Source organism: Neobacillus sp. NRS-1170 (assembly GCF_050468025.1).
This window is the reverse complement of the sequence record NZ_JBITPF010000056.1, coordinates 52,423-75,062: the sequence shown is the minus strand read 5'-3', so window position 1 is coordinate 75,062 and position 22,640 is coordinate 52,423. Positions and strand designations below refer to the sequence as shown.

Genomic DNA, 22,640 nt, shown 5'->3' with positions numbered 1-22,640 from the left:
GATATCTTTTTCAATAAACAAGGTAAGTGTGAAAAATGAAATCACATGAAGAAATCTAGTGTTAGTAGATTGATATTACCAGTCTGTATTTACAGGTTGATTAATATAAAAAAATCTAGGAGGTCGACAAATGGCAACAAAGGTGAAAAAACGAATTACAGCATTAACTCTCATCTTTACCGTAATCCTGTCTTTATTCAGCAGTTTGGCTTCTGCCTCACCTGAAAAGGCAAAAATGGTAACAAAGGAACCGCCTTCAAAGGAGATCGTCAAACTTACTCCAAGTGAATCGAAAGTCTCGTTCTCTCTGTCTAAAGGCAAACATGAATTAAAGGCTGAAGCAGAGTATAAGGATGGTTCCAAAGCCGATGTTACAGCAGAAGGAAAATGGACTTCACTAGATGAGAAAGTTGTAACAGTTGCTAGTGGAGTGCTAACAGCTGTGCATGCAGGGTCTACACACGTACAATTCAGTCTTGGTAATGCGGTGTTAAATGTTGAAGTAAATGTTACTACTCAAGATGCGCGTGTTTTAAGTCAAACTCTAAATGCTTCAGCAGGGAAAACAATTGTATCGCTCGTTTTAGCTGCACCTAGAATATCATTCATAGATGAAGGGCAACAGCGTCCTATCGCTTTAAAAGCGCTTTATAGCGATGGTTCGATGGAAGACGTAACTAATTTAGCTACATGGAAATCACAAGATCCGTCGATTGCAAAGGTTGAAAATGGCGTATTAAAAGGGATATCATCAGGTGATGTTTCATTGGGAGTAACCTACTCAACTTTTCCACAGATAAACTTCTTTGCTTCTATAGAAGATGTTCCTGAAAAAGTAACGCAGCTTAATCTTACGGCTAGCATGTTGAGGTTAGAAACCTCTGATAAGCCGGTTCAAGTAAAAGCCTATACAAGGGATCTCATGGTGGGTTCTACAGATGTTACCAATTTAGGAAGTTGGACAACGACAGATCGTAATGTTGCTACCGTTAGTAAAGATGGTCAGATAACCCCAGTTGGAATAGGCCAAGCCTATATCTATTTTAAATACGATAAATTGGTTGATGCTGTACTAGTTAATGTTGTAAAGCCGGTGAAGCTTGTAACCGATACACCTGCTGTTGAAATGTTGCCAGGTGAAAATTCGTCGGTTAATTTAACCGAAGTATTCACTAACGGAATATCAGAGGGTGGTATGCTTTTAAATCAAAATGTAAATCCATATGATGTGAAGTGGACTGTCGAAGACAGCAGCATTGCAACGGTAACGAATTCAGGATTAATCATCGCAGGTAAGCCAGGTAAAACAATTGTGACAGCTTCCTATAGATCAGATGTTCTTCCTCCAGTTAAAATGGAGGTTACTGTCACCAATAAGCTTACTACTCCAAGAGTGATTGGTTTGACAGCTTCTCCATCAAATATCTCCATAGGTGTAGGTGAAGAAAGCGCGCCTATTGCGATAACAGCGATTTACAGTGATGGGAGCACGGAGGATGTCACAGCTTCCGTTGAAATGTACTCCGACAATCCTTTCGTAGCTTCAGTTCAGCGAACAAATGGTGGTACACCAAAGGTTATTGGTCAATTGAGTGGCGCGACCATTTTATATGCTGACTATAATGGTGGTCGTAACACTGTAGATATCCCGGTGGCAGTCACGAATAAAGACGGTCAGAGGAAGGCTCCAACCCCTGAATCGATTTCTGTTACATCAGATATGAAAAATATGGTAGTACATCAACAGCAGCAATTGGAGGTAAAAGCAAGCTATACGGACAAATCTGTGGTAAATTCGACTTCAACTGCGGTTTATAAATCATCTAATCCTGATGTTGTTAATGTGAATAAGGATGGCCTACTTACTGCTGTAAATACTGGTACAGCAATCATTACCGTAGATAGCTCTGGTTACTCAAAGCAGATTCCTATTACCGTTTCAGAAAAACCTTCTAATGATTTCGTGAATAAAATTGTTGGTCTGATTCCTAGTGAAACGAACATCTCCTTTCAGTTAGCTGACCACACACATTCGTTTTCTGTAAAAGCAAAATATCAGGATGGTTCAACAGCTGACGTCACTTCAGACTCAAGATTCACATCATTAGACCCGGACATTGTTACAGTTAAGAATGGTGTTCTTACAGCGGTTGCACCAGGTACAACTCAGGTCCTTATCGATCACGGAACAAGCACCGAAATCTTGAATGTTTCAATTCATTCTGGAAATGATGCATCTACAGAGGAATTAAAAATTGAGTCATTGCTTGTATCCTCAATGGATGTTGTTGTTCAAAAAGATAAGCTTTATCCCGTACATGTTCTTGCCCAATACAATGATGGGACTCAAAGAGAGATTACGAACTCAATCCAGTGGAGTTCAGCGGATCCTACTATTGCTGGTGTAACAGACGGGAAATTTACTGGAATGAAACTTGGAAAAACGACAGTTAGTGCAACAATTGCAGGCTTCCCTCCTATTAAAATTCCAGTAAAAGTACAAAGTCAACCTGGACCAGTAAATTTAGTAGGAATTGTTAGCACGGGGATGGTATTACAGCCTGAAGCAGGAAATATAGTACAAGCGATAACTTGGGGTAGCAATGGGATGATATTACACCCTGAAGCAGGAACTGTTGATGCGAACGCGTTTGCTGAATATACAGATCATAATATAGTTCATGTTGATACAGAAGGGAAATGGGAATCTTCCGACGAAAGTGTAGCAACTGTTGACCAGAACGGGGTCATTACATGGGTCGGCCCTGGTGAAGCATACATCTGGTTCAATTATAATGGTTTGAAAGATGCTATTTGGGTAAGAAACACTAAGCCTGTAGATTTATATTGGGTTAAAAACGGTTTTGGTATAGAAAATGTAATGTTAGAACCTAATAAGTCCACTGACATCGAAATTGATGGATTCTTTGGTCGTCCAGGCAGAGATGGAAATTGTGATTGTTATAATCTTACTAGCAAAGCAAAATTGACGGTGGCGGACGAATCGGTTGCAACGATTTCTGCTGATGGACATCTCATCGCTCACTCTGTTGGAAAAACGACAATAACTGCAACTGTTTTTGGAATGTCAAAGACAATTGATGTTGAAGTTGTAGCAAAGGTTCCTACACCTCCTACATTTACTTTGGGGATAAGTTCTTCGCCGGGTTATATCGTAAATTCAGCAGGCTCAACAAATGATGTAGTCATAAATGCTATGTCCAGCGATGGAACAGTAAAAGACGTTACGGCTGATGTCACTTGGGGTACGTCGAATCCGGAAGTAGCTGAGGTGACCGCCGATCATAAGATCGCAGCGAAATCAGAAGGGGCGGCTGTGATATTTGCGGAATATGACGGTTTTAAAATCATAATTCCTGTTATCGTTAAACCTAATTAAATTATGTCCATTTAGAATGATTGATGATGGGATTTCAATTCGCCGCAATATTTAATATGAAAAGCCAGAAATTTGTGGCCATTCACCCCAAAAGGTTGAGAAGTAAAAAAAATGGGAGCCGTTTCTATCGAAATGGCTCCCGTTTTTTTAGTACTTTATATTGTTCACTAATACCCTATCACACTATTAAAAAAGACAAACCCGACATGGGTCTATCTTTTTGACTTTATTACATTAGAAAGTATGAGCAAGATCTTTAGCACGGGCAATAGCATTTTCTTTTATTTCCTGTGCTTTATCTGGCATTGCATTATGTCCTTCTACAAATAGACCTTCAAAAGCCGGAATACCAAAGAAACTCATCATTACACTTAAATAACGATGTCCCATTTCCATATGAGCTGCAGGACCTTCAGAATAAACTCCACCGCGCGCTTGAATGTGCAATGCTTTTTTATCTTGTAGTAGTCCAATAGGGCCGTTTTCTGTATATTTGAAAGTTTTCCCAGCTACAGAAACTGAATCAAGATAAGCCTTCATAACTGGAGGAAATGAAAAGTTCCAAAATGGTGTAACAAAAACATATTTATCTGCAGCTACAAATTGGTCACTTAACTCGCCTAAACGGCCTACTTTTGCTTTTTCTTCGGCATTAAGTGCATCAAATGATTGTCCAGATTGAAGTTTTCCCCATCCGCTAAATACATCGGCATCAATATGTGGGATGTTTTCTTTATACAAGTCAATATGAACGATTTCATCGTTTGGATTAACTTCCTTATAGGTATCAATAAATGATTTCCCAACCGCCATACTATACGATTGTGTTTCATTGTGTGGGTGTGCTGTAATGTACAATACTTTTGTCATTTCTTTTCACCTTTTCCTTTGTTTAATTTGAATATTTTATTTTGAATCAAAAATAAAAAAAATAATAATTCTCGGGTTTTATTATTTTTAATTCGAGATAATTGTATAAAATGATTTACTGAATATCAAAAAAATTGTTTGCATCATATTTTTCCAACCTTGGGACACCGCTAACATATCCAATTTTTAGTGAACATCAGCTTGGTTTTCGAAAATCACTTTATACTGGAAATTTGGTGGCAAACTGCTTCTTATTGCATTTAAAAAAAATTCAATTGCTTCCTCAGATTCAAATAGGATACCACTAATAATTTTATTTTCAATTTCAAGTTCTTTTCCTTTTTGATCAAATATTTTCACCCTAAATATCATAAATGACCGCCAATATTATTTTATTATTTTTGCTTATATCGTTTTATTTCATGACGTTGTTCAATCCGTTTTTCAATTCTTTCTATTTCCTCGACATTGTTAAGAAGTTTTTTTTTGTTTGCCTCTACTAATTCTATAAATGACATTTTTTTCGTTTTACGCATGATAGTTCCTCCTGATGTATTTGTTTCGTTTTTTAAATAATTAGATTAGAATGTCTTATTTTGTACTTTTGTTGGAATCCATTCTATAATGATCCTGTTATTACAGGAAGTTAATTCCGCCAGGATTTAACGGCACTTCAAACCCTGATTTTTGTGGGGAAATCGGCGCACGAAATACAGTTGCGATACCCTGTCCACCAGCCATGCAAAGGGTAGCAAGTCCCCACTTCGCCTTTCTTTTCAACATGGAATGTATAAGTGTCACACTAATTCTAGCCCCACTGTTTCCAATCGGATGTCCTAGTGCAATGGCTCCACCATTTACATTCACTTTATTCATTGGTAAATCCAGTTCATTTATCACCGCTAACGATTGAGCAGCAAATGCTTCATTTAGTTCAATTAAATCTAAATCCTCAAGTTGTATATTTGCCATGCTTAACGCTTTATTTGTTGCCTCAACAGGCCCAATTCCCATCCGATCTGGCTTTACCCCTGAAACTCCAAGTCCTACAACTTCTACTAAAGGCTCTAATTGATATCGATCCACCATTTCACCGGAAACCAGTAACAACATAGATGCACCGTCGTTTAATCCTGATGAGTTCCCCGCTGTGACTGTTCCCTCCTTCTTAAACACAGGTTTTAAAGCCGCTAATTTTTCTAAATCTGTTTTCCTTGGATGTTCATCAGTAGAAAAAATAATGGACTCTCCCTTTTTTTGTGGAACTGTTACAGGAACAATCTCGTTCTGGAAATCACCATTTTCAATGGCGTAAAGTGCCTTTTGCTGACTTTCATATGCAAATAAATCTTGCTCCTCACGGGAGATCGAATAATCTTCTGCCAGATTTTCTGCTGTCATCCCCATAACAAGCCTTCCGTACTTCTCCACCGGTTGGGAACCCGGCTGACTTTCCTTATTCGGATCAAGAATTTCACTGTTTCCTGAAAGAAAGCCAAATCGTCCATTTCTTATATAATATGGGGCACTGCTCATGCTTTCCACGCCCCCTACAATATAGGCATGACCTAGACCAGCTCGAATTGCCAAGAAAGCATTATGAATAGACTGCATACCTGAACCACATTGGCGATTTACGGTGTACCCTGGAATTGACTCCGGCAGGTCTGCCTTTAAAAGAGCCACTCGTGCAATATTGGCTTGGTCTTGGCTCTGTTTTGCCTGACCAATAATCACTTCATCAATCATTTCTTCAGGCAGCAAATTCTTTTCTTTTAAATTATGAAATAATGGAAGTAACAGATCATCCGGCTGTAATTCCTTTAGAGCTCCACCTAATTTTCCAACCGCTGTTCGTTGTGCACTTATTACATAAACTCTATTATTCATGTTGTCCTCCATGATTTACTGACATAACTTTAAAGTTTGCATCTGTCTTTTCTTGTACTTCTTCCAAACTGATACCAGGCATTAATTCTTTTAGTACTAACTGATCATTTTGAAATTCAAAAACAGCTAACTCGGTAATTATCATATCGACTTTACGAATGGATGTAATCGGGTAAGTGCAATTTTCAACTATTTTGGATTCTCCATTTTTGGAAGTATGATTCGTCGTAATAATTATCTTTTTCGCTCCGCTTAAAAGATCCATTGCCCCTCCTACTCCCATTATATTTTTCCCCGGTATAGCCCAGTTAGCGATATACCCCTGTTCATCCACCTGCAGTGCTCCCAATATGGCAACATCCACATGTCCCCCGCGGATCATGGCAAAAGAGTCCGAACTATTAAAATAGGAAGCACCCATTCCCTCTCCAATTGGCAGCTTTCCCGCATTGACTAGACTTGGATCAAAATCATCTTCACTTTTCAACTCTTGAACCCCAAGCATTCCATTTTCTGTATGGAAATAAACGAACTCTGAATCCACATATTTGGCAATTAGAGTGGGTATTCCGATTCCTAAATTAATGACTGAATTAGGTTGCAGTTCAGCTGCAGCACGTTTTGCTATTAACTCTTGAACTTCTTTATTTGATTGCATTTTTTGCTACAACTCCTTCCTTAGTTAAAATCAGATGGCTTTCTACAATGGCGTCTACAAATAAATGTGGGGTGACAATTTCCTCGGGCGAAAGCTCTCCTGCCTCAACAATCTCATCAACCTCCGCAATGACGAAATCAGATGCCGAGGCCATTAACGGATTAAAATTACGAGCTGTTTTGTAATACACTAAATTCCCGAGTGTATCTGCCTTTGCCGCTTTAATAAGTGAAACATTTGCTCGCAGAGGCTCTTCGAATACATACAATTCTCCATTAATTTCGCGAACTTCCTTCCCTTCTGCCAATTGAGTCCCAACGCTTGTTTTTGTATAATAGCCGCCAATGCCGGCTCCTCCAGCCCTTATCGATTCAGACATCGTTCCCTGAGGCATAAGCTGAATTTCAAGTTTACCTTGATTAAACTGATCTCCCACTTCCCTGTTACTAGTAAAATACGAACCAATAGCTTTTCTAATTTTTCCTTGTCGTAATAAGATGCCTAGGCCCTTTCCCGGTTCACCGAGATTGTTACTAATCACGGTCAGTTGATTCACATCATGGCGCGTCAATTCTTCAATTAAACTTAATGGAGCACCAACTAAACCAAATCCTCCCACCATAATGGTGTCACCTGATTTAACCTTTGCAATAATTTCTTCCACACTTTTTACTTTTTGCATTGATATCACTCCAAGATTTTTTTTTGCAAAGCAAAAAGCCCAGCCAATCCAAAGGAAATAAGCATTTAGCTTTTTCCTTTGGAAAGACTGGGCTTATCTTAAATTTTATGAAAACGGTCAGTTTTCAACATTAAGATTTCATCTTTCCACCATCTTAATCAGCAAGCGATTAAGAATTTAATTTATAAAATATTTCGTTGAAGTTATTATACTACTTTAATAATAACTTTCAAGTAGAAAGAATTTCCTTCTCTGAGCTTCATAACAACAGTATATCACTATAATGTTCTAACAATTTAACTTTGATTAAAAGAGCCGCTAATATCATAATTATAGTGTGGCAAATAATTTTATTTCACTTGATTAAGTCTTTCAATGTACCTTTTATAGGCTGCTTTTAAAGCAACTATTACGGAATTCGTAGAAGGAGCAAAGTAATGCTTCTCAACTCTATTAATAAGTTCGTCGATTCCATTCGATAAATCATACCCAACCATCATTCGGCTAAAAAAATCCTTTGTTAAATCTGCCAAAAAAGTGAATTCCACATTTATAATTACATTAGTAGTTGGATTAATTTCTAATATTATTCCTGTATGTTTATAAGCTTCGTACATAGCACTTCCTTGAGGTGCCTTAGCATATGCAGTGACAAGAACAGTATTTAATTCTGTTTGCTTTCCCATAATATTGCCACCTTATCTTGAAGTATATTTCTAAATTAAACTTACATCAAAAAATGTTTTGCCGTCTTTTAACTTGCCATATTAATATTAGCTAAGGCTGCGTTATATATAGAGTAATGATCAAGATACATTGTTTGAGTTCCTGTAGGAAAAACAAACTTTAATGTATTGGTTCCAACATTATAGCTGATAATTTCTTCCTTGTTACTTGTTTTAACATCTGTTTTCGGAAAACCAAAATAATTCTTTATATCCTGAATGGTTAAGACTTTTAAACCAGGATCATAAGATCGAATCTCAAACAACTGCTGCCCTTTATTATAAGCCACAACTACATTTTTTTTACTGTATGTGCAATAGGTGCCTTTAGTTGCAGCAACATACTCGCTTTTATCTTCTTTTCCCCAACTCTTTCTTACATCATCAATTGTAGTGCTTTTTAGATGAAAATCAGCGTTTATGATGGAATCTTCTTTTGCTTTAGTTGCGATATTTAAAAGTAATTTACTATTTGTTATATTCGTCGTAGTATTATTTGAAATAGCTTTTGTTATTTGATTATTTAGATTACTGACATTTACAGGTGAAACTTTATTATTATTAAGATTATATTTATGTTTCAAAGATAAAATCCTGTAAACACTCTTATTTATCGTATCTTCAGAAATTGTATGATTGGTCACTGCTGAATAAATACTGTTGTAGACAGTAGCCACATTATCCATTCCATGACCAACTAAAATAATGTCGCTCCCCGCGTTAACGGCCCTTACGGCTGCGTCTTTCAAATTGTAGTGCTTTGCAATCGCACCCATCGTCATATCATCTGAAATGACAACACCTCTAAATCGATATTGTTTACGTAAAAGATCTGTAATAATGGTTTTTGACATCGATGCAGGATAATTAGGATCAATTTTTTTCACTAATATGTGAGCAACCATCACCATATCGGCATGTTCTTTGATTGCATTGTTAAATGGAACTAATTCAACCGTTTTTAGCCTTGTAAGATCATTCTGTACTAATGGAAGTTCCAAATGAGAATCAACGGACGTGTCGCCGTGACCAGGGAAATGTTTAATAACTGGAATGATTTTTCCAGCACCAATACCTTTCATCATACTAACTCCCATTTTTGAAACAATACTGGAATTTGTTCCAAAGGAACGGTCCCCGATAACAGTATTATTAGGATTGCTTTGGATATCTAGAACGGGAGCGAAATCTGTGTTAAATCCAAAAGCTTGCAATTCATAGGCAATCACCTTACCGATATTATATGCGTATTTTTGATCATTTTTATTTCCAATGATCCTTGCACTCGGTGTGTTTTGGATTGATGTTGGCATTCTGTGTACCCTTCCGCCTTCCTGGTCGACGGATATGAATAGTGGTACTCTATTCTTGCTGTTTGCAATCTTAATTGCATTTGTTAAGTTTACTAATTGAGCAGCATCCTTAACATTCGTTTGATATAGGATTAACCCGCCTGGCTTGTATTTATTAATTAGGTTTTGTGTATTTGAATTAACGGTTATGCCATCAAATCCCGCGATTATCATTTGCCCGATTTTTTCATTTAAAGTCATCTTATTAAGCTGCTCTTGAATTGGATCTTTCTTAGGTGGTAAAGTTCTCTTTTGGGTATCTTCTGTTTGGGTATCTTCTGTTTTGGTATGTTCAGTTTGGCTTGTATTCATCTCTTTTTGTTTATCCGTAGTATTATTATTTGTATTATTCTTTGAACAACCATTAATAAGTAATAATGCAATCAAAATGAACAGCATTTTCATTATCGACTTTTTCATAATGATGCTCCTTCCAATTATAGAGTCCACTTCAGTACGATTTAGTAAATATTTTGCACAATTCCTTCTTTTTTTTATTTTGATACCTTTAATATTTTAACATTCTACCGTAACAGTTAAGACTAGCTATTTCCGATGGATTTTCATGAAAAAATCCGCCTTAACAAGACAAAAAAGGAGAAAACAAAGATTTTTCTCCTCTTAACATGATTCATTTGCATTTTATACTTTTAATAAGCTAATCTTCCCGTTGGCATTCAGAATCCTTAAAGCAAGCTGAAGATTAAATTTTTGATCTGCATGATTAAAATCAATCTCTCCGATATCTTTTAATCTCTGAATTCTATACTTCAACCCACTTAGCGAAACATTCAGTTCCTTTGCTGTTCTCTGAAGATTGCATTCGTTTGCAAGAAAGATGTGAAGGGTAGAGATAAGTGTAGTTCCACCGCTTTCTTCATCATATTTGAGAAGCTTTTCGAGCGTTCTGGTTGCATACGTAAGCAGTTGCTCTTGAGCAGAGCCTGCATATAGCAAGTCAAATATGTTCATTTCTTCCACTAAAAATATTTCACCTGTACGTCCTAATCGTGTCATAACCTTCATCATGTTTGAACATTCTTCAAATAAGGCTTGAAGTACTTCAATGGACATCGCCTCGCGACTAATACAAATGGAAGTTTTAATATTTGCAAATAATTGCTGTTGACGGTCTTGCAGGTTTTTTGCTATCTTCCGGAAATCTAATCCATATGGATCTGAAGGCCCCAAAAGGATAATCTCTCCTCTTCGCTCTACAATTAAAGTATCCTTCGTAGAAGCGTGAGAATGGGTTCGAACAATATTTAACAATTCATTACGAAGATTCATAAGCAGATCTTGATCTTCTATAAAGCCAGTATCGTTTCGTCGTTGAATAATTTTCACAAGCATAAATCGGTGTGGTTTTCCAAAATCATATCCCATAAAATTTGCTCGTTTCACCAATTGCTCAATAGAGGTGGTACCGGATAACAATTCTTCCAGAAATTCACCTTTTAATTTATGTTCGGTATTCAATGCCGTTTTTTCTTTCAATAAATCTACTGCCATAACAGTAGCAGCGCGTTCGGTAATCATTTTTCTTAGTTCTATATCTCTTCCTTCAACATGGATGACCGATAAATATCCCATAATCTCATCGCCAAGAACAATCGGAGCAATGGTCCTGTTAAGAGACATTGGGTCATCCGAAACAAAAAAATCTTTCGCACATTTTTCCTCATCTAACTGTCTAAGCTTCAGGTTAAATTTGGAAGAAATCTCCTTTTCTGGTTTGATGAGGTATTGGTCTAAACCTGAATTTTCCTTGTTTGGCAGCCACCAAGAAAGCGGACGAAAATATTTATCTTGAACAATTACAGGTGAATTAAGCATTTGCCCGATTGTATCTATGACAGCTTGCCTGCTCTGCCCTGAAAGAACCATCCTGTTGAGCTGTTCATGTATGTCCATAATTCTTTGTAACATCGTATGCTGTTTTTGAATGTGCTGATGTGCCTCTTCTAATTCTTCGGCAATTTTGGTTTGACCATAATAAGACAGTTCATGTTCAATTTCATTTCCCCACTCTTCTACAGTTCTTCCAATAAACCGGCACTCTGCATCCCCACGACCAACACAAGTTACTTCTTTATACAATATTTTCCTTCCAAAAATTCCCGTTGAGACCCCACTTGCATATCCAATTAATGTCCAGCACACCGGATCTTTGGCGAAACCGAAATGTTGAATATGTTGCTCTACTTCAAATGAATTTAACCAAACTCCTTCCATATAAAACTTATTATGTTCATAATTCACACTAAGACCTTGTACATCAACTTGAACAAAGCCTTCTTGCATATGAAAAATTGGAGCCTGGTGATGGAGGAATTCAAGCGACGCATTAGGAAATAGTTTTTTTATTGAAATTGAATCTTTATATCCGCATTCCCACCCATAACGAAGGAGGAAAGCCCTTGCTCTTTCTCGTCCCAATGTAGAAATAAGGTCACGACTGAGCATTCCTAATGCTTCGGCATTCATCAGAATAAAACGTTCTCCTTTAAACCTGATTTGGCCTGGATGAAATTCAATATCTGATTTATTCAGTGATGTTAGTACTTGCTCCATATTCTCCCGCCTTATTAAGTGAGTTTTTATTATATTGGCTTACCCGTTCATGAAATCCGGGAAAATTTTTACCCACAACCATTACTTACGAGTAAGAATGGCAAAATGAATTCAATTTGCAAATAAAAGTTAGTAAAAAAGCATCCATTTCATGTATGCCAAACCTCTCTTATGCGAGCTCCTTCAATCTTCTTGAGGTTATCACTTTTCCTTTTCATCAATAAATTCTTTTTCAAAATGCTGAAACATCTGTTCATGAGTATTAATAAATTTTTCACCGAAGGTATTTCGAATTATGGCCTCTAGTTCACGCAGCTCAGGGAATTTCCCATATATATTCCTTAATGGGAGGGTTGCTAAAACAAGGTCATTTTTTTTTGGCTGGTAAGATTCGAGCAAGCTAATGATCATTTCTTTTCCTTTGTCAGTAAGTTGAATATACGTATTTCTTTTATCATCTTTTCTTTTTAAAGATTGTAGAAGCCCTCGTTCCTCTAACTTTTTGGAAAAATTAAATGCGGTAGAAACATGCATGACTCCTAACTCCGCAATTTCGGAGATAGATCCACCGTTTAAATGATAGCCAACCCATAAAATTTGGTATTCATTAATATTCAAGTTAAATGGTTTTATCCATTGTTGTAAATCATTTTCACTCACTTTCCAAAGTGCCTTGCTTAATTGTGCCACTCTTTGACTAAAAATCAGTGCTTCCTTCAAAGAATAAATTTTTTCCAAGTTTTCATTCCTCTTTTTCTATTATCATAGTTAAACTCTACATACCCTTTTTATTGAATCAACTGTAATGCTAAATCAATAATTTGTATTTTTCGATTTTTCTTAGTGTAATTCTAACTTACTAATAGGTAAGCGTCAATTCCTCCATATGCGAAACGATTACTTACTGCAAGATGCAACAATTGCAAAAATGATACTTCCATTAACATTATTTTTTCGATTGAATCCCCGAAAAAATTTAGAATGGCAGTTCCAACATCCATTGATCTACCCCACCTTGAAATTCCATTCCTTTAGGAGGACGTTCACCCTTAAATGCACTTTCGAGTAATTGTTTAATGGACTGTTTTGTGATCGGCCTTGGGTTATAATAAGGATTCTTTGAAGCAAGCTCTGCAGCTCGATCCAAATCCTCTTCTTTCATGCCAATTTCAGCTAAAGAAGTTGGGACATTTAGAGATTTACTGAAGTCAAAAAGGAAGCCGGCAACGTCCTCTTCATCCGTTCCAAGTGCTCGTGCCATGATCTTAATGGCTTCAGGAATAGAACTGGCATTATACCAAACCGCATAAGGTAAAATGACAGTATGGGTCTCAGCATGTTGTAGTCCAAAACTACCTCCCAATACATGACATAATTTATGATGCAATGCCATTCCAACGGACCCTAAAACTGTTCCGCTCAGCCAGCAGCCATAAAGAGCATTAGAGCGACTATTTAAATCAGAAGGATCTTTCATAATATCGGGCAAACTAGAACGAATTGCCTTTATACTCTCTTCTGCAAAAAGTGAGATGATTGGATTCACTTTAGGCGCATAAAGCCCTTCAATACTATGTGCCATGGAATTCATTGCACTCATAACGGTTAATCTTTTAGGCAGGGTAACAGTAAGCGTTGGATCATAGATTACCGTTTTCGGCTTTACTTTGTGGTCAGTACCAGTTTTTTTGAGCCCATTTTCCGTTATCCCCCAAACCGGGGTCATTTCTGAACCTGCGTATGTTGTTGGAACAGCTACGATAGGAAGTGAAGTAGATAAAGCGATCGCTTTTGCTAATCCAATGGAGGACCCCCCTCCTACGGAAACAAGACTATCAACCTTTCTATCCTTCACAACTTTAAGTGCTTCCTCCACAACATCAATAGGAACATGCTGAACAGCCTTTGCATGGATTCCGACACATATGTCACCAATTAATTCAGCCATTTCATTTGCTTTTTTTTCATGGCCAGGTGTTGATACGACTAATGTTTTTTTTGCTCCTAAAGCATTTAGTTCCTCTCTAACTTGACCTATTACACCTGAACCGAAGACAACCCTTGCTGCCTGTGTTTCGTTTATAAAATTCTCCATCTTCAGATTCTCCTTAAGAAATCTAGCATCGATGACAATAACCACACTTTTTTTATCGACGTTCTCCCTGCTTTTTCCTCTTAACGGTCTTTATGAAACCCTCATATCGACCGTCAACCCGCTTTTTCCGAGCTCACGGTCTTTATGAACCGCTCTTATCGACCGTCAACCTACTATTTTCTGGCTCACGAGCTTTATGAACCTCTCATCGAACGCATCCATGCTTTTTTCCAGCTCACGGGCTTAATGAACCTCTCCTTAGGTAAGTAAAATATAGTAGTAAAGTAGTAAATCTTAAAAACTATTTGAAAATCATATCCGTTTCCATTGGTGAAAGCACTTTTGGACGAAGTATAAAATCATAATGTGAGGTATTGAAAGGTTTGTTAAAACCTCGATTTAATATTTCTCTAGGATCGTCGCATTTGTCCATTTTTAAGATAAGTGAATCCTTTACAGCACCAATTGAATCGGATTCGATCCATGGATCATCTGGAATAAACAACTGAGTGGTAACGGGTTCGAATCCAGCTGCCGTTACTTTAAAATGAATATGTGCCGGACGCCAGGAATGCCTGCCAATATTTTTTAATAATTGACCAACTGGTCCTCGCTTTCCAATTTCATAAGCAGCAGGGACCATGGTTTGTATTTCAAATCGACCATTCTTATCACACTGGATTCGGCCTCTAAGATTATAGTCCGGCTGTTCCGGGTCTTCATTTTCATAGTTTCCATGTTCGTTTGCTTGCCAAACATCAAGCAGTGCATTAGGCAGCGGTCGTTGATCATCTGAAGAAAGGACTTGACCAGAGAGAATTAACATTTCCCCTTTGGTATTTTCTGAACAAATCTTCGCTGGGGTTTCCAACAATGGGGCTTCGTCTCGATAAAGTGGACCTTCGACATTGTTCTCAGTTCCTCCTCCATGATAATCTGACCGGTGTGTAATTTCATCCACGGCAACCGAAATACCTAATACATCTGAAAGCAAAGTATACTGATTTAGCTTGCCAACCTCAGTAAGGAACTTAATGGCTTGGATTAACTCTTCTTCCGTAACCTGAAATTCCTGTATGACAGCATGAAGGTGTTGGGTTATTTTTGCAGTAATGTCAGATAATCTAGTATTCATAAACGATGCGCTCCTCTTTCAAAAATTTTTCCAAAGACATGCATTTCTTAAAATTAAGACATGAAGTAAAGAAGAGGATTTAATATATAAAGTGATACCTTATTTTGTTAGCTCTTTTTCCTGTTCCGGTACGGTATAACGTCCCCGTAAATATCCTAATGGGCGCCGGGTTGGATCGTTTATTTGGACTCTCTCCACTCTGCCGAGGAGTAATGTGTGATCTCCAGCGTCCACTTTTTGGTCTACCCTGCATTCAAACACAGCCAATGCATTCGAAATTAAAGGTACATGATACAATCCTTCCTTATAATCAAGTTCCTGGAATTTATCTACACCTCGTTTGGCAAAGTGTCCTGATAATTCTTGTTGCTCTTCTGCCAGGACATGTACGGCATACCCTTCGGAATTCATAAACGCACTATATGATCCGAGTTTTTTATCCAAGCTAACTAATATAAGTGGAGGGCCTAAAGAAACCGACGTAAATGAGTTTGCCGTTATTCCCACGGGCTTTCCATTCTCTCCTGTGGTAGTCACGATCGCTACACCCGTTAAGAATTGACCACAGGCATTACGGAAGAATCGTGAATCAAAACTTTCTTGCATGGATAACCCTCCAATTGAAAATTATTTATTCTTTGAATTAGCCGTATGCTGAGATACTGAGAACTTACACCAGATACATTCTCATTCAATTGAAGATAACATCTATTTTTTCCCTCCAATCTCTCAATCTTTAATCGGGCATTTGAACAAAAGGGAGGAAAGTCATTAGAAATTTCCACAAAGTACTCTCCTGGTCCTGGTACCTGACGATTTCTATCCATTTGAATCTCATAAGTAAAAGTTTGTTCTGCTTTAATTTCTGATCGTAAATTGACACGCCCCGTAATAACAGCAGGTCGCCCCAATAATGTGGCAGCAGTCTCCACATGTCCATTCGAAAGGTAGGCACGTATCAAAGTAGAGGAAATGACTTCATTGTTCAGGTAAACCGGCGAAGCAACTTTGACCTTAACTCCATGGGGAGCACACAACATTTCTAGTAATTCCGGTGTTCCTTTTCTGCCCTTTCCAAAGCGAAAGTTATATCCAATCATAATTTCCGTAGCAGACAAGTCCGATAAGAGTATTTGAAAAACAAAAGTTTCCGGAGAAAGTTCTGCAAAATCCTTCGTAAAAGGAATCACTAGGTGAACATCCACACCGAGCGCATCAAGCCGCTCTGAACGCTCTGATAAACTTTGGAGCTGAGCCGGTTCGCTCCCAGGGCGCAAAATGGAATAAGGATGCTGATTAAAACTAATAACGATGGATTGACCACCGTGCATACGCGCCTTTGTCACAATTTGCCGTATGAGATGCTGGTGTCCCAAGTGAACTCCATCCCACTTTCCAATTGCAATCCAGCTTTTTTTTCCATTATGACGTAGTTCAGACGGTGAATGTATGATTTGCAATCCCTTTCTCCTCCCCTCTTTCCAATAAACGCACACTTTGAACCAGATTTTACACTAAAACCTTTTTAACAATTTGATTCACATCATCTGGATTAATCCAGGTTGTTCCTTCCTTCCAGCCATCCAGGTCATACTCACTCATACATTGTTCAACAAAACCCTTGAACGATGCAGCGGCTCCATTATCTAACGCCGTAAATAAGTTATGAATACGGATATCCTCATTATTTCCGGTATAATTTCGCTCGTAAAGTCCATGTCTGCCCCCGAATTCTGTTCCAATTGCGTCCCACAGCAGCTTAATTACTTTAATTTTATCAAGACTTTCATAGTCGTTAGATCCTCTATAAAAACGATCTAGGATGGGACGAAGTTCAGGGTTTTTAAAATCAGCAGCGCTTGATGGTTGGACAATAAGACCCCCGGCAACGACGCTTTCAATAATATCCCTTACTTTTGGCCAAGCGAGATTGGAAAAGACACGGTAGGATTGTCCATACTCTAAATTTGGAAGAGCAGCACCGCCAGGGCCAAAATCAGGATTCGTAGCCATTGAAGTACTTAACGCCCAAAATAAATTTCTCCAGGCTATTACTTCCCCTATATTTGCCTGAACACCCCTAAATTTGTCTGTGCCGGCTGTCTCTGTTGCCTTCATCACCAATCCAGCCATAAAATCCATCTTCACGGCCAAACGAGTGCAGCCGTGTAAGCAGAATAAATTGACGAAGCCCGATTCTTTAAAAAATTTATTTGATTTTTCGATATCCTTATAGATTAATACGTTCTCCCATGGAATTAACACTTTATCCAAAACGAGGACGGCATCATTTTCATCTAATCGGCTCGATAAAGGATTATCAAATGGGCTTCCCATAACAGCAGAATTCATTTCATATGAAGGCCGGCAGATCAGCTTTACTCCTGGGGCATCTTGTGCAACAAAGAAAGCCAGTGCATATTCCTCTTTTTGAATCGGCAGGGTACCGTTGTAGGCAATAAAATTATAATTGGTAATCGCGGATCCAGTTGCAACCATTTTGGCACCGCTTACAATGATACCCTCATCCGTTTCCTTTTCAACATGGATAAAAACATCAGAAGCTTCGTGAATAGGTTTGTTTCGGTCCACTGGCGGATTAATGATCGCGTGATTTATGAAAAGCACTCTTTCTTGCGCCTCTTTATACCAACGGAGAGCATTTTCTTGATATGGTGCATAGAACTCTGGATTACCGCCTAATGTTGCTAAGAAAGCACCCTTATAATCCGGCGTTCTTCCCATCCAGCCATACGTCAATCTTGCCCATGATGCAATAGCATCCCGTGCCTGCAGTAATTCATCAGCATTTCGGCTTGCTTTGAAAAATTTTTGTGTATAGCTGCCTCCTCCTGTATCTGTAGGTGCAGTTAGTTCAGCTTGGTATTTTGGATCATGTAGTGCATCATACAGTCGGGCAATGGATCGGACCGAGTTACGAAATGCCGGATGTGTCGTTACGTCTTTAACACGCTCTCCATGTAACCACACTTCTCGGTTATCCCGAAGGCTCTCAATGTATTCTTCTCCTGTCATCGGCTTACGAACAGCTTCGCTCATCCTAACTCCTCCTTGTTTTACAATAAATTGAAAATTTCGTTGAAATTCTCCCATTCATTGAGGTTTTAACTGTTTTTATAGTAACAAGATTCTGATTATTTTTAATCGGCTACAAAAGATGGATTTTCATACAACTTTCTGTCCGAATCAGCCTAAATTTGATCCTTTGGTGATAAGAAATCATGTCTAGAAACTTTTGTATGTATGTTCATTCCTCCATGTAATAAAGATCAAAAAAACTATCTTACGTTATAAGGAATAAAGTGGAAGCATTGAGGAAAATCTACCATTAATTAAAACTGATGCAAGGGAATGAGAATCTGTCAGCAATGAATTCTACGAAAATTTTCATAAGTCCAGCTTTGATGATCGTCATTCTCTCAACAGGGTTGATGAATCACGTACTCGTGTTACCACTTCTACTCGACCAAGCAGGAAGAGATGCGTGGATCTCGGTACTCGTCTCTATTCCTCCCTTTTTTTTGTGGCTTGGTGTCTTATATTACATTATGCGAAAAACGAATCAGCAATCGTTGACGCTATTGATTCAACAGAAATTTGGAAATCTGGCGTTTCTATTAATTGTTATCCCATTAGAGCTTTTCTTGCTGGCCATTACGATAATAACGCTAAAAGACACAACCTATTGGATTTCCATCGATTTTTTGAAAGCGACACCGACCTTTGTCATTACATTTTGCATCATGCTCCTCTGTTCAATCACAGCTCGAGCGGGAATTTCCTCGATAGCCCAAATGTCTGCATTCCTCCTGCCTTTTGTGATTTTGTTCGGTTTTTTTGTCATGTTTGCGACCATGCCATACAAGCATTATTCCTGGTTGCTGCCTATGTTGCAAAACGGTTGGGAGCCTGTTTGGAAAGGCAGTTTGTACTCGGCTGGAGGCCAGGTGGAAATTTTAGTCCTTCTGCTATTTCAGCAACACATTAAACAGAAGGTGAAATTTTGGCATTTAGCCATGATTGGCCTAATCCTTGTGGGGCTTACACTTGGCCCGCTTCTCGCTGCCATTGCAGAGTTCGGGCCGCATCTCGCAACAAAGCAAAGACACCCGGCATATGAGTCATGGCGTTTGGTGGAAATCACTAAGTATATTACACATTTAGACTTTATATCATTTTATCAATGGATGTCAGGAGCAGTGATCCGTATTGCTATGTCGTTGTACTTGTGTGTGGATGTGCTGAATTTCAAGAGTAAACGAGTACAGAATGGTACATTGTGGGTAATTAGCTGTGCTGCGTTGGTGCTTGCTCTGGTACCACTCTCCGATACTGAATTCTATGGAATGTTGAAAAATTATTATTTTCCATTATTTATCGCGATGGTCATTATAATCACACTAGTACTCCTGATCTTCATTTTCACGATCCAATTCAAACGAGGGTGAGTCGCCATGTCTATTACAATTCAAGTGCAAGGATTGCGCAGCCTGTTTACCTCTTGTGCAGATGTGCAACTACAGACACACGAATATGGAGCAGAGCCGCATGTTGAAAAAGTAGTATTCGTCTTTTGCACCGGACTCGCTGATCCTGTGCAGATTAATCAAGTGGTGCTTCCTCAGTTGGAGCAAAACAAATCGTTGCCTTTACTTCCCGTCTCGTTGGGTGGGAGTCGAAATGCGGTAGAGCAGGAGATTGTCACGAAGGTATTTTCTGGCGAACTGATACTGCTTTTTGAAGGGACAGGCGAGTTGTTCTCGCTTAATGTTTCTAAACTTCCCCAGCGCCAGACGGAAGAATCCACATATGAAGTATCATTGAAAGGACCACGCGACTCGTTTACGGAATCAGTGGAGATCAATGTTGCTCTGCTTCGGAAGCGAGTACGGAGTACGACACTTTGCCATGAATCGTTTGTGGTCGGGAAGCGAAGCCAGACCAAAGTCTCCCTAATGTACCTTTCTGATGTGCTAAACGAGGATGTGTTGAAAGAGGCACGAATGCGGCTAAATTCCATTGAAGTGGACATTGTCAACGGGGTCTCCCCGCTAGAGGATTTGCTTGCCGACTCGCCTTATTCTTTGCTGCCGTTAATTAGCTACAATACGAGACCTGACTATGTGGTGGAATCGTTACAGCGAGGGCGGTTTTGCATTTTGATAGATGGCGCACCTGCCGCTTTGATCGCCCCAATCAATTTTCAGTATTTGGTAAAATCGGCGGAAGATATGTACATGCCATATTTTTTTGTGACGTTTGAGAGGCTGATGAGATATCTCGCCTATTTCATAGCTGTAATGCTGCCGGGATTCGCCCTTTCGCTAGTATCATTTCATACGGAACATCTTCCATTTCCTCTATTGGCAACGATATCGTTAAATAGCTATGGTGTCCCAACCTCTCCTTCTGTTGAACTATTTGCTATGCTCTTTCTGTTTGACCTGTTTCGTGAGGCTGGTGTACGTTTGCCAAAGCCGGTAGGATCAACAGTCACGTGTATTGGAGGATTGATCGTCGGCGATGCCGTTATACGTGCAGGACTCACTTCTCCTAACATCATTGTAATTGTAGCGGTAACGTTTATGGGGCAGTTCGTGCTAATTAACCAATCATATGCATCGGCGGTCATTTTTATGCGGACATACGTACTGCTGTTGTCGACCGTGCTCGGCCTTTTTGGGTTTTTAATAGCTAATTTTTCTATCCTACTGTACATGTCAACGCTAAAATCGTTTGGTATGCCATACTTGTCTGAGATAATTGATCCACTCGACGTTGACTCGATCAAATCGGTCATCCAATTTCCGAAACCTTTTCAACGAACGCCGCCGAAGTTTCTGCGGACGAAAAAAACGCATAGGCAAGGGGATGATTCAGAATGAAGCGTGAAAAGTGTCTCCTACTGCTCTTGCTGTTCTTGGTGCCTAGTTTGACTGGGTGCTGGGATCACAAGGTGTTGCAGGACATGTCATACGTCTCGGCAGTTGGCATTGATTATGTAGATAATCAGTTTGTCCTTTACACCCAAATGGTCGATTTCGCTTCTGTGGGTAAAGTAGAAGGTGTAAGCAGTGAGGAAGCTTCCTCCAACATTTGGGTGAGCAAGGCCACTGGTTCGACATTTAGGTCAGCGATAAATAATTTGTACAATAGCACGCAGCAAAGAGTTCATATAGGGCAAATATCGGCGGTGGTGTTGTCACAGAAAGCGATGGAAAAGCATCTGAATCAAACAATAGATGTGTTTGAACGTTCTGAGGCTAGGTTGACGCCGTGGATTTTTACGACAGAGGAACCGATGGATGATCTTTTCAGTATCACACCAATGTTTCCTCAGACTCCGCTTCTGACGCTACTGATCTCTCCAGAAAGCAATTACAAGCAGCATTCCTTGATCCGGCCGCTGAAGTTGGTGGAATTTATCGCACTCAATAAGGAACCAAGTACCTCAATTATTGTGCCGACGCTCTCAATCGAAAAGAAAAGTTGGAAAAAAAGAAAGAAAAAAATGCCTGAGATGACTATAAACGGAGCGATTATTTATCATACAGAGAAGAAGCCTCGCTGGATGTCCAAGGATACTTTACTGGGGGTACGGTGGTTGGAAGAGAAAACCACTCATACACCGCTTGCTTTGAATGATGGCAAAGGGGACCCTAAAGCACTTCTCTACTTTGAGAATCCTAAGGTAAGCGTGAAATCTGAGCTTTCGGCTAAGGGCGAGCCCGTTTACAACCTGCACATCAAAGTTCACGGTGAATTATCGCAGTTGAACGTCCCGATGAGCCTTAAAAAGTTGGAAACAGAAGCCGAGGCAAGAATCAAAGCTGAAATTCGCTCAACGTATGCTGCAGGCCTGAAAAGCAATGTAGACGTTTACCATTTGGAGGAGATAATGTTTCGCCATCGATATGCAGACTGGAAGCGGCTGACAAGTGGAAAGTCTTTCCCCTTCACAAAGAATTCATTGAGAGACATTCAAGTAGATGTTGATATTACGAATACAGGGATGTCAAAGTTCAAGACTTAAAAGTGAAAGAACGTTTTTAAATTCATCATTGTTTTATTCGATTTTTTATCAAAAACCCATCCTTATAGAAAAAGGATGGGTTTTTTTGTATATTTTCTACCTTTATTCTATATCTTTCGTCTAATCTGCCAAAGTTTGAAACCTCGCTACACAGGTTAGTTTAATAATTAATTATTAGCATGAAAATAAAAACTAAGTCAACTAT

The 22,640-nt window shown here is 38.9% G+C and carries 19 protein-coding genes; 4 read left to right on the top strand and 15 right to left on the bottom strand.

All coding sequences use genetic code 11. From position 1 onward, the window contains the following. The first annotated feature begins 130 nt into the window (after positions 1-130). The gene (locus ACIFOT_RS22800; protein ID WP_430068248.1) at positions 131-3,400 is read left to right on the top strand and encodes an Ig-like domain-containing protein; all 3,270 of its coding nucleotides are present in this window, start codon (positions 131-133) and stop codon (positions 3,398-3,400) included. A 234-nt stretch (positions 3,401-3,634) separates the two neighbouring features. On the opposite strand, the gene ACIFOT_RS22795 is transcribed toward ACIFOT_RS22800, so the two are convergent. From ACIFOT_RS22795 to ACIFOT_RS22725, 15 genes are all read right to left on the bottom strand, one after another. Then, the gene (locus tag ACIFOT_RS22795; RefSeq protein ID WP_430068245.1) at positions 3,635-4,270 is read right to left on the bottom strand and encodes an FMN-dependent NADH-azoreductase; all 636 of its coding nucleotides are present in this window, start codon (positions 4,268-4,270) and stop codon (positions 3,635-3,637) included. A 186-nt stretch (positions 4,271-4,456) separates the two neighbouring features. Then, positions 4,457-4,642, bottom strand: a complete 186-nt coding sequence (locus tag ACIFOT_RS22790) for a hypothetical protein (protein ID WP_430068242.1) — start codon at positions 4,640-4,642, stop codon at positions 4,457-4,459. A 23-nt stretch (positions 4,643-4,665) separates the two neighbouring features. Continuing rightward, a complete protein-coding gene (locus tag ACIFOT_RS22785; RefSeq protein ID WP_430068239.1) occupies positions 4,666-4,806 on the bottom strand; it encodes an FbpB family small basic protein in 141 nt (46 codons plus the stop codon). 100 nt (positions 4,807-4,906) lie between these two features. Then, on the bottom strand, positions 4,907-6,160 hold the full coding sequence (locus ACIFOT_RS22780) for a thiolase family protein (RefSeq protein ID WP_430068236.1): 1,254 nt from the start codon (positions 6,158-6,160) through the stop codon (positions 4,907-4,909). Then, complete coding sequence (locus ACIFOT_RS22775; RefSeq protein ID WP_430068233.1) at positions 6,153-6,818, bottom strand: 3-oxoacid CoA-transferase subunit B; 666 nt, start codon at positions 6,816-6,818, stop codon at positions 6,153-6,155. Before ACIFOT_RS22775 ends, ACIFOT_RS22780 begins: the two co-directional genes overlap by 8 nt. After that, entirely contained in the window at positions 6,805-7,500 is a 696-nt protein-coding gene (locus tag ACIFOT_RS22770) for a CoA transferase subunit A (protein WP_430068230.1), read from the bottom strand. The genes ACIFOT_RS22775 and ACIFOT_RS22770 overlap by 14 nt, the downstream gene beginning before the upstream one ends. A gap of 350 nt (positions 7,501-7,850) precedes the next feature. Beyond that, entirely contained in the window at positions 7,851-8,186 is a 336-nt protein-coding gene (locus ACIFOT_RS22765; RefSeq protein WP_430068227.1) for a DUF3870 domain-containing protein, read from the bottom strand. A 68-nt stretch (positions 8,187-8,254) separates the two neighbouring features. Beyond that, the gene (gene nagZ / locus ACIFOT_RS22760; protein WP_430068224.1) at positions 8,255-9,997 is read right to left on the bottom strand and encodes a beta-N-acetylhexosaminidase; all 1,743 of its coding nucleotides are present in this window, start codon (positions 9,995-9,997) and stop codon (positions 8,255-8,257) included. A 222-nt stretch (positions 9,998-10,219) separates the two neighbouring features. Next, a complete protein-coding gene (locus ACIFOT_RS22755) occupies positions 10,220-12,151 on the bottom strand; it encodes a XylR N-terminal domain-containing protein (protein ID WP_430068221.1) in 1,932 nt (643 codons plus the stop codon). A 201-nt stretch (positions 12,152-12,352) separates the two neighbouring features. After that, complete coding sequence (locus tag ACIFOT_RS22750) at positions 12,353-12,889, bottom strand: HTH-type transcriptional regulator Hpr (protein WP_430068218.1); 537 nt, start codon at positions 12,887-12,889, stop codon at positions 12,353-12,355. Between the two features lie 238 nt (positions 12,890-13,127). Then, on the bottom strand, positions 13,128-14,246 hold the full coding sequence (locus ACIFOT_RS22745; protein ID WP_430068215.1) for a maleylacetate reductase: 1,119 nt from the start codon (positions 14,244-14,246) through the stop codon (positions 13,128-13,130). A gap of 301 nt (positions 14,247-14,547) precedes the next feature. Then, positions 14,548-15,381, bottom strand: coding sequence for a dioxygenase (locus tag ACIFOT_RS22740; protein WP_430068212.1), 834 nt, complete (start codon positions 15,379-15,381; stop codon positions 14,548-14,550). Positions 15,382-15,480: 99 nt separating this feature from the next. Beyond that, positions 15,481-15,987 carry a flavin reductase family protein gene (locus ACIFOT_RS22735; RefSeq protein ID WP_430068210.1) on the bottom strand — a complete coding sequence of 169 codons (507 nt, stop codon included), beginning with the start codon at positions 15,985-15,987 and terminating at the stop codon, positions 15,481-15,483. Then, entirely contained in the window at positions 15,933-16,841 is a 909-nt protein-coding gene (locus tag ACIFOT_RS22730; protein WP_430068208.1) for a hypothetical protein, read from the bottom strand. The genes ACIFOT_RS22735 and ACIFOT_RS22730 overlap by 55 nt, the downstream gene beginning before the upstream one ends. 49 nt (positions 16,842-16,890) lie before the next feature. Beyond that, positions 16,891-18,441 carry a 4-hydroxyphenylacetate 3-hydroxylase family protein gene (locus ACIFOT_RS22725; RefSeq protein ID WP_430068206.1) on the bottom strand — a complete coding sequence of 517 codons (1,551 nt, stop codon included), beginning with the start codon at positions 18,439-18,441 and terminating at the stop codon, positions 16,891-16,893. Positions 18,442-18,770: 329 nt separating this feature from the next. On the opposite strand from ACIFOT_RS22725, the gene ACIFOT_RS22720 reads away from it, so the two are divergent. From ACIFOT_RS22720 to ACIFOT_RS22710, 3 genes are read left to right on the top strand one after another with little or no spacing between them, the layout of a single operon-like run. Further along, positions 18,771-19,850, top strand: coding sequence for a GerAB/ArcD/ProY family transporter (locus ACIFOT_RS22720; protein ID WP_430068204.1), 1,080 nt, complete (start codon positions 18,771-18,773; stop codon positions 19,848-19,850). A gap of 6 nt (positions 19,851-19,856) precedes the next feature. After that, positions 19,857-21,287 carry a spore germination protein gene (locus ACIFOT_RS22715; RefSeq protein ID WP_430068201.1) on the top strand — a complete coding sequence of 477 codons (1,431 nt, stop codon included), beginning with the start codon at positions 19,857-19,859 and terminating at the stop codon, positions 21,285-21,287. Beyond that, complete coding sequence (locus tag ACIFOT_RS22710; protein ID WP_430068198.1) at positions 21,284-22,435, top strand: Ger(x)C family spore germination protein; 1,152 nt, start codon at positions 21,284-21,286, stop codon at positions 22,433-22,435. The genes ACIFOT_RS22715 and ACIFOT_RS22710 overlap by 4 nt, the downstream gene beginning before the upstream one ends. The last annotated feature ends 205 nt before the right edge of the window (positions 22,436-22,640 follow it).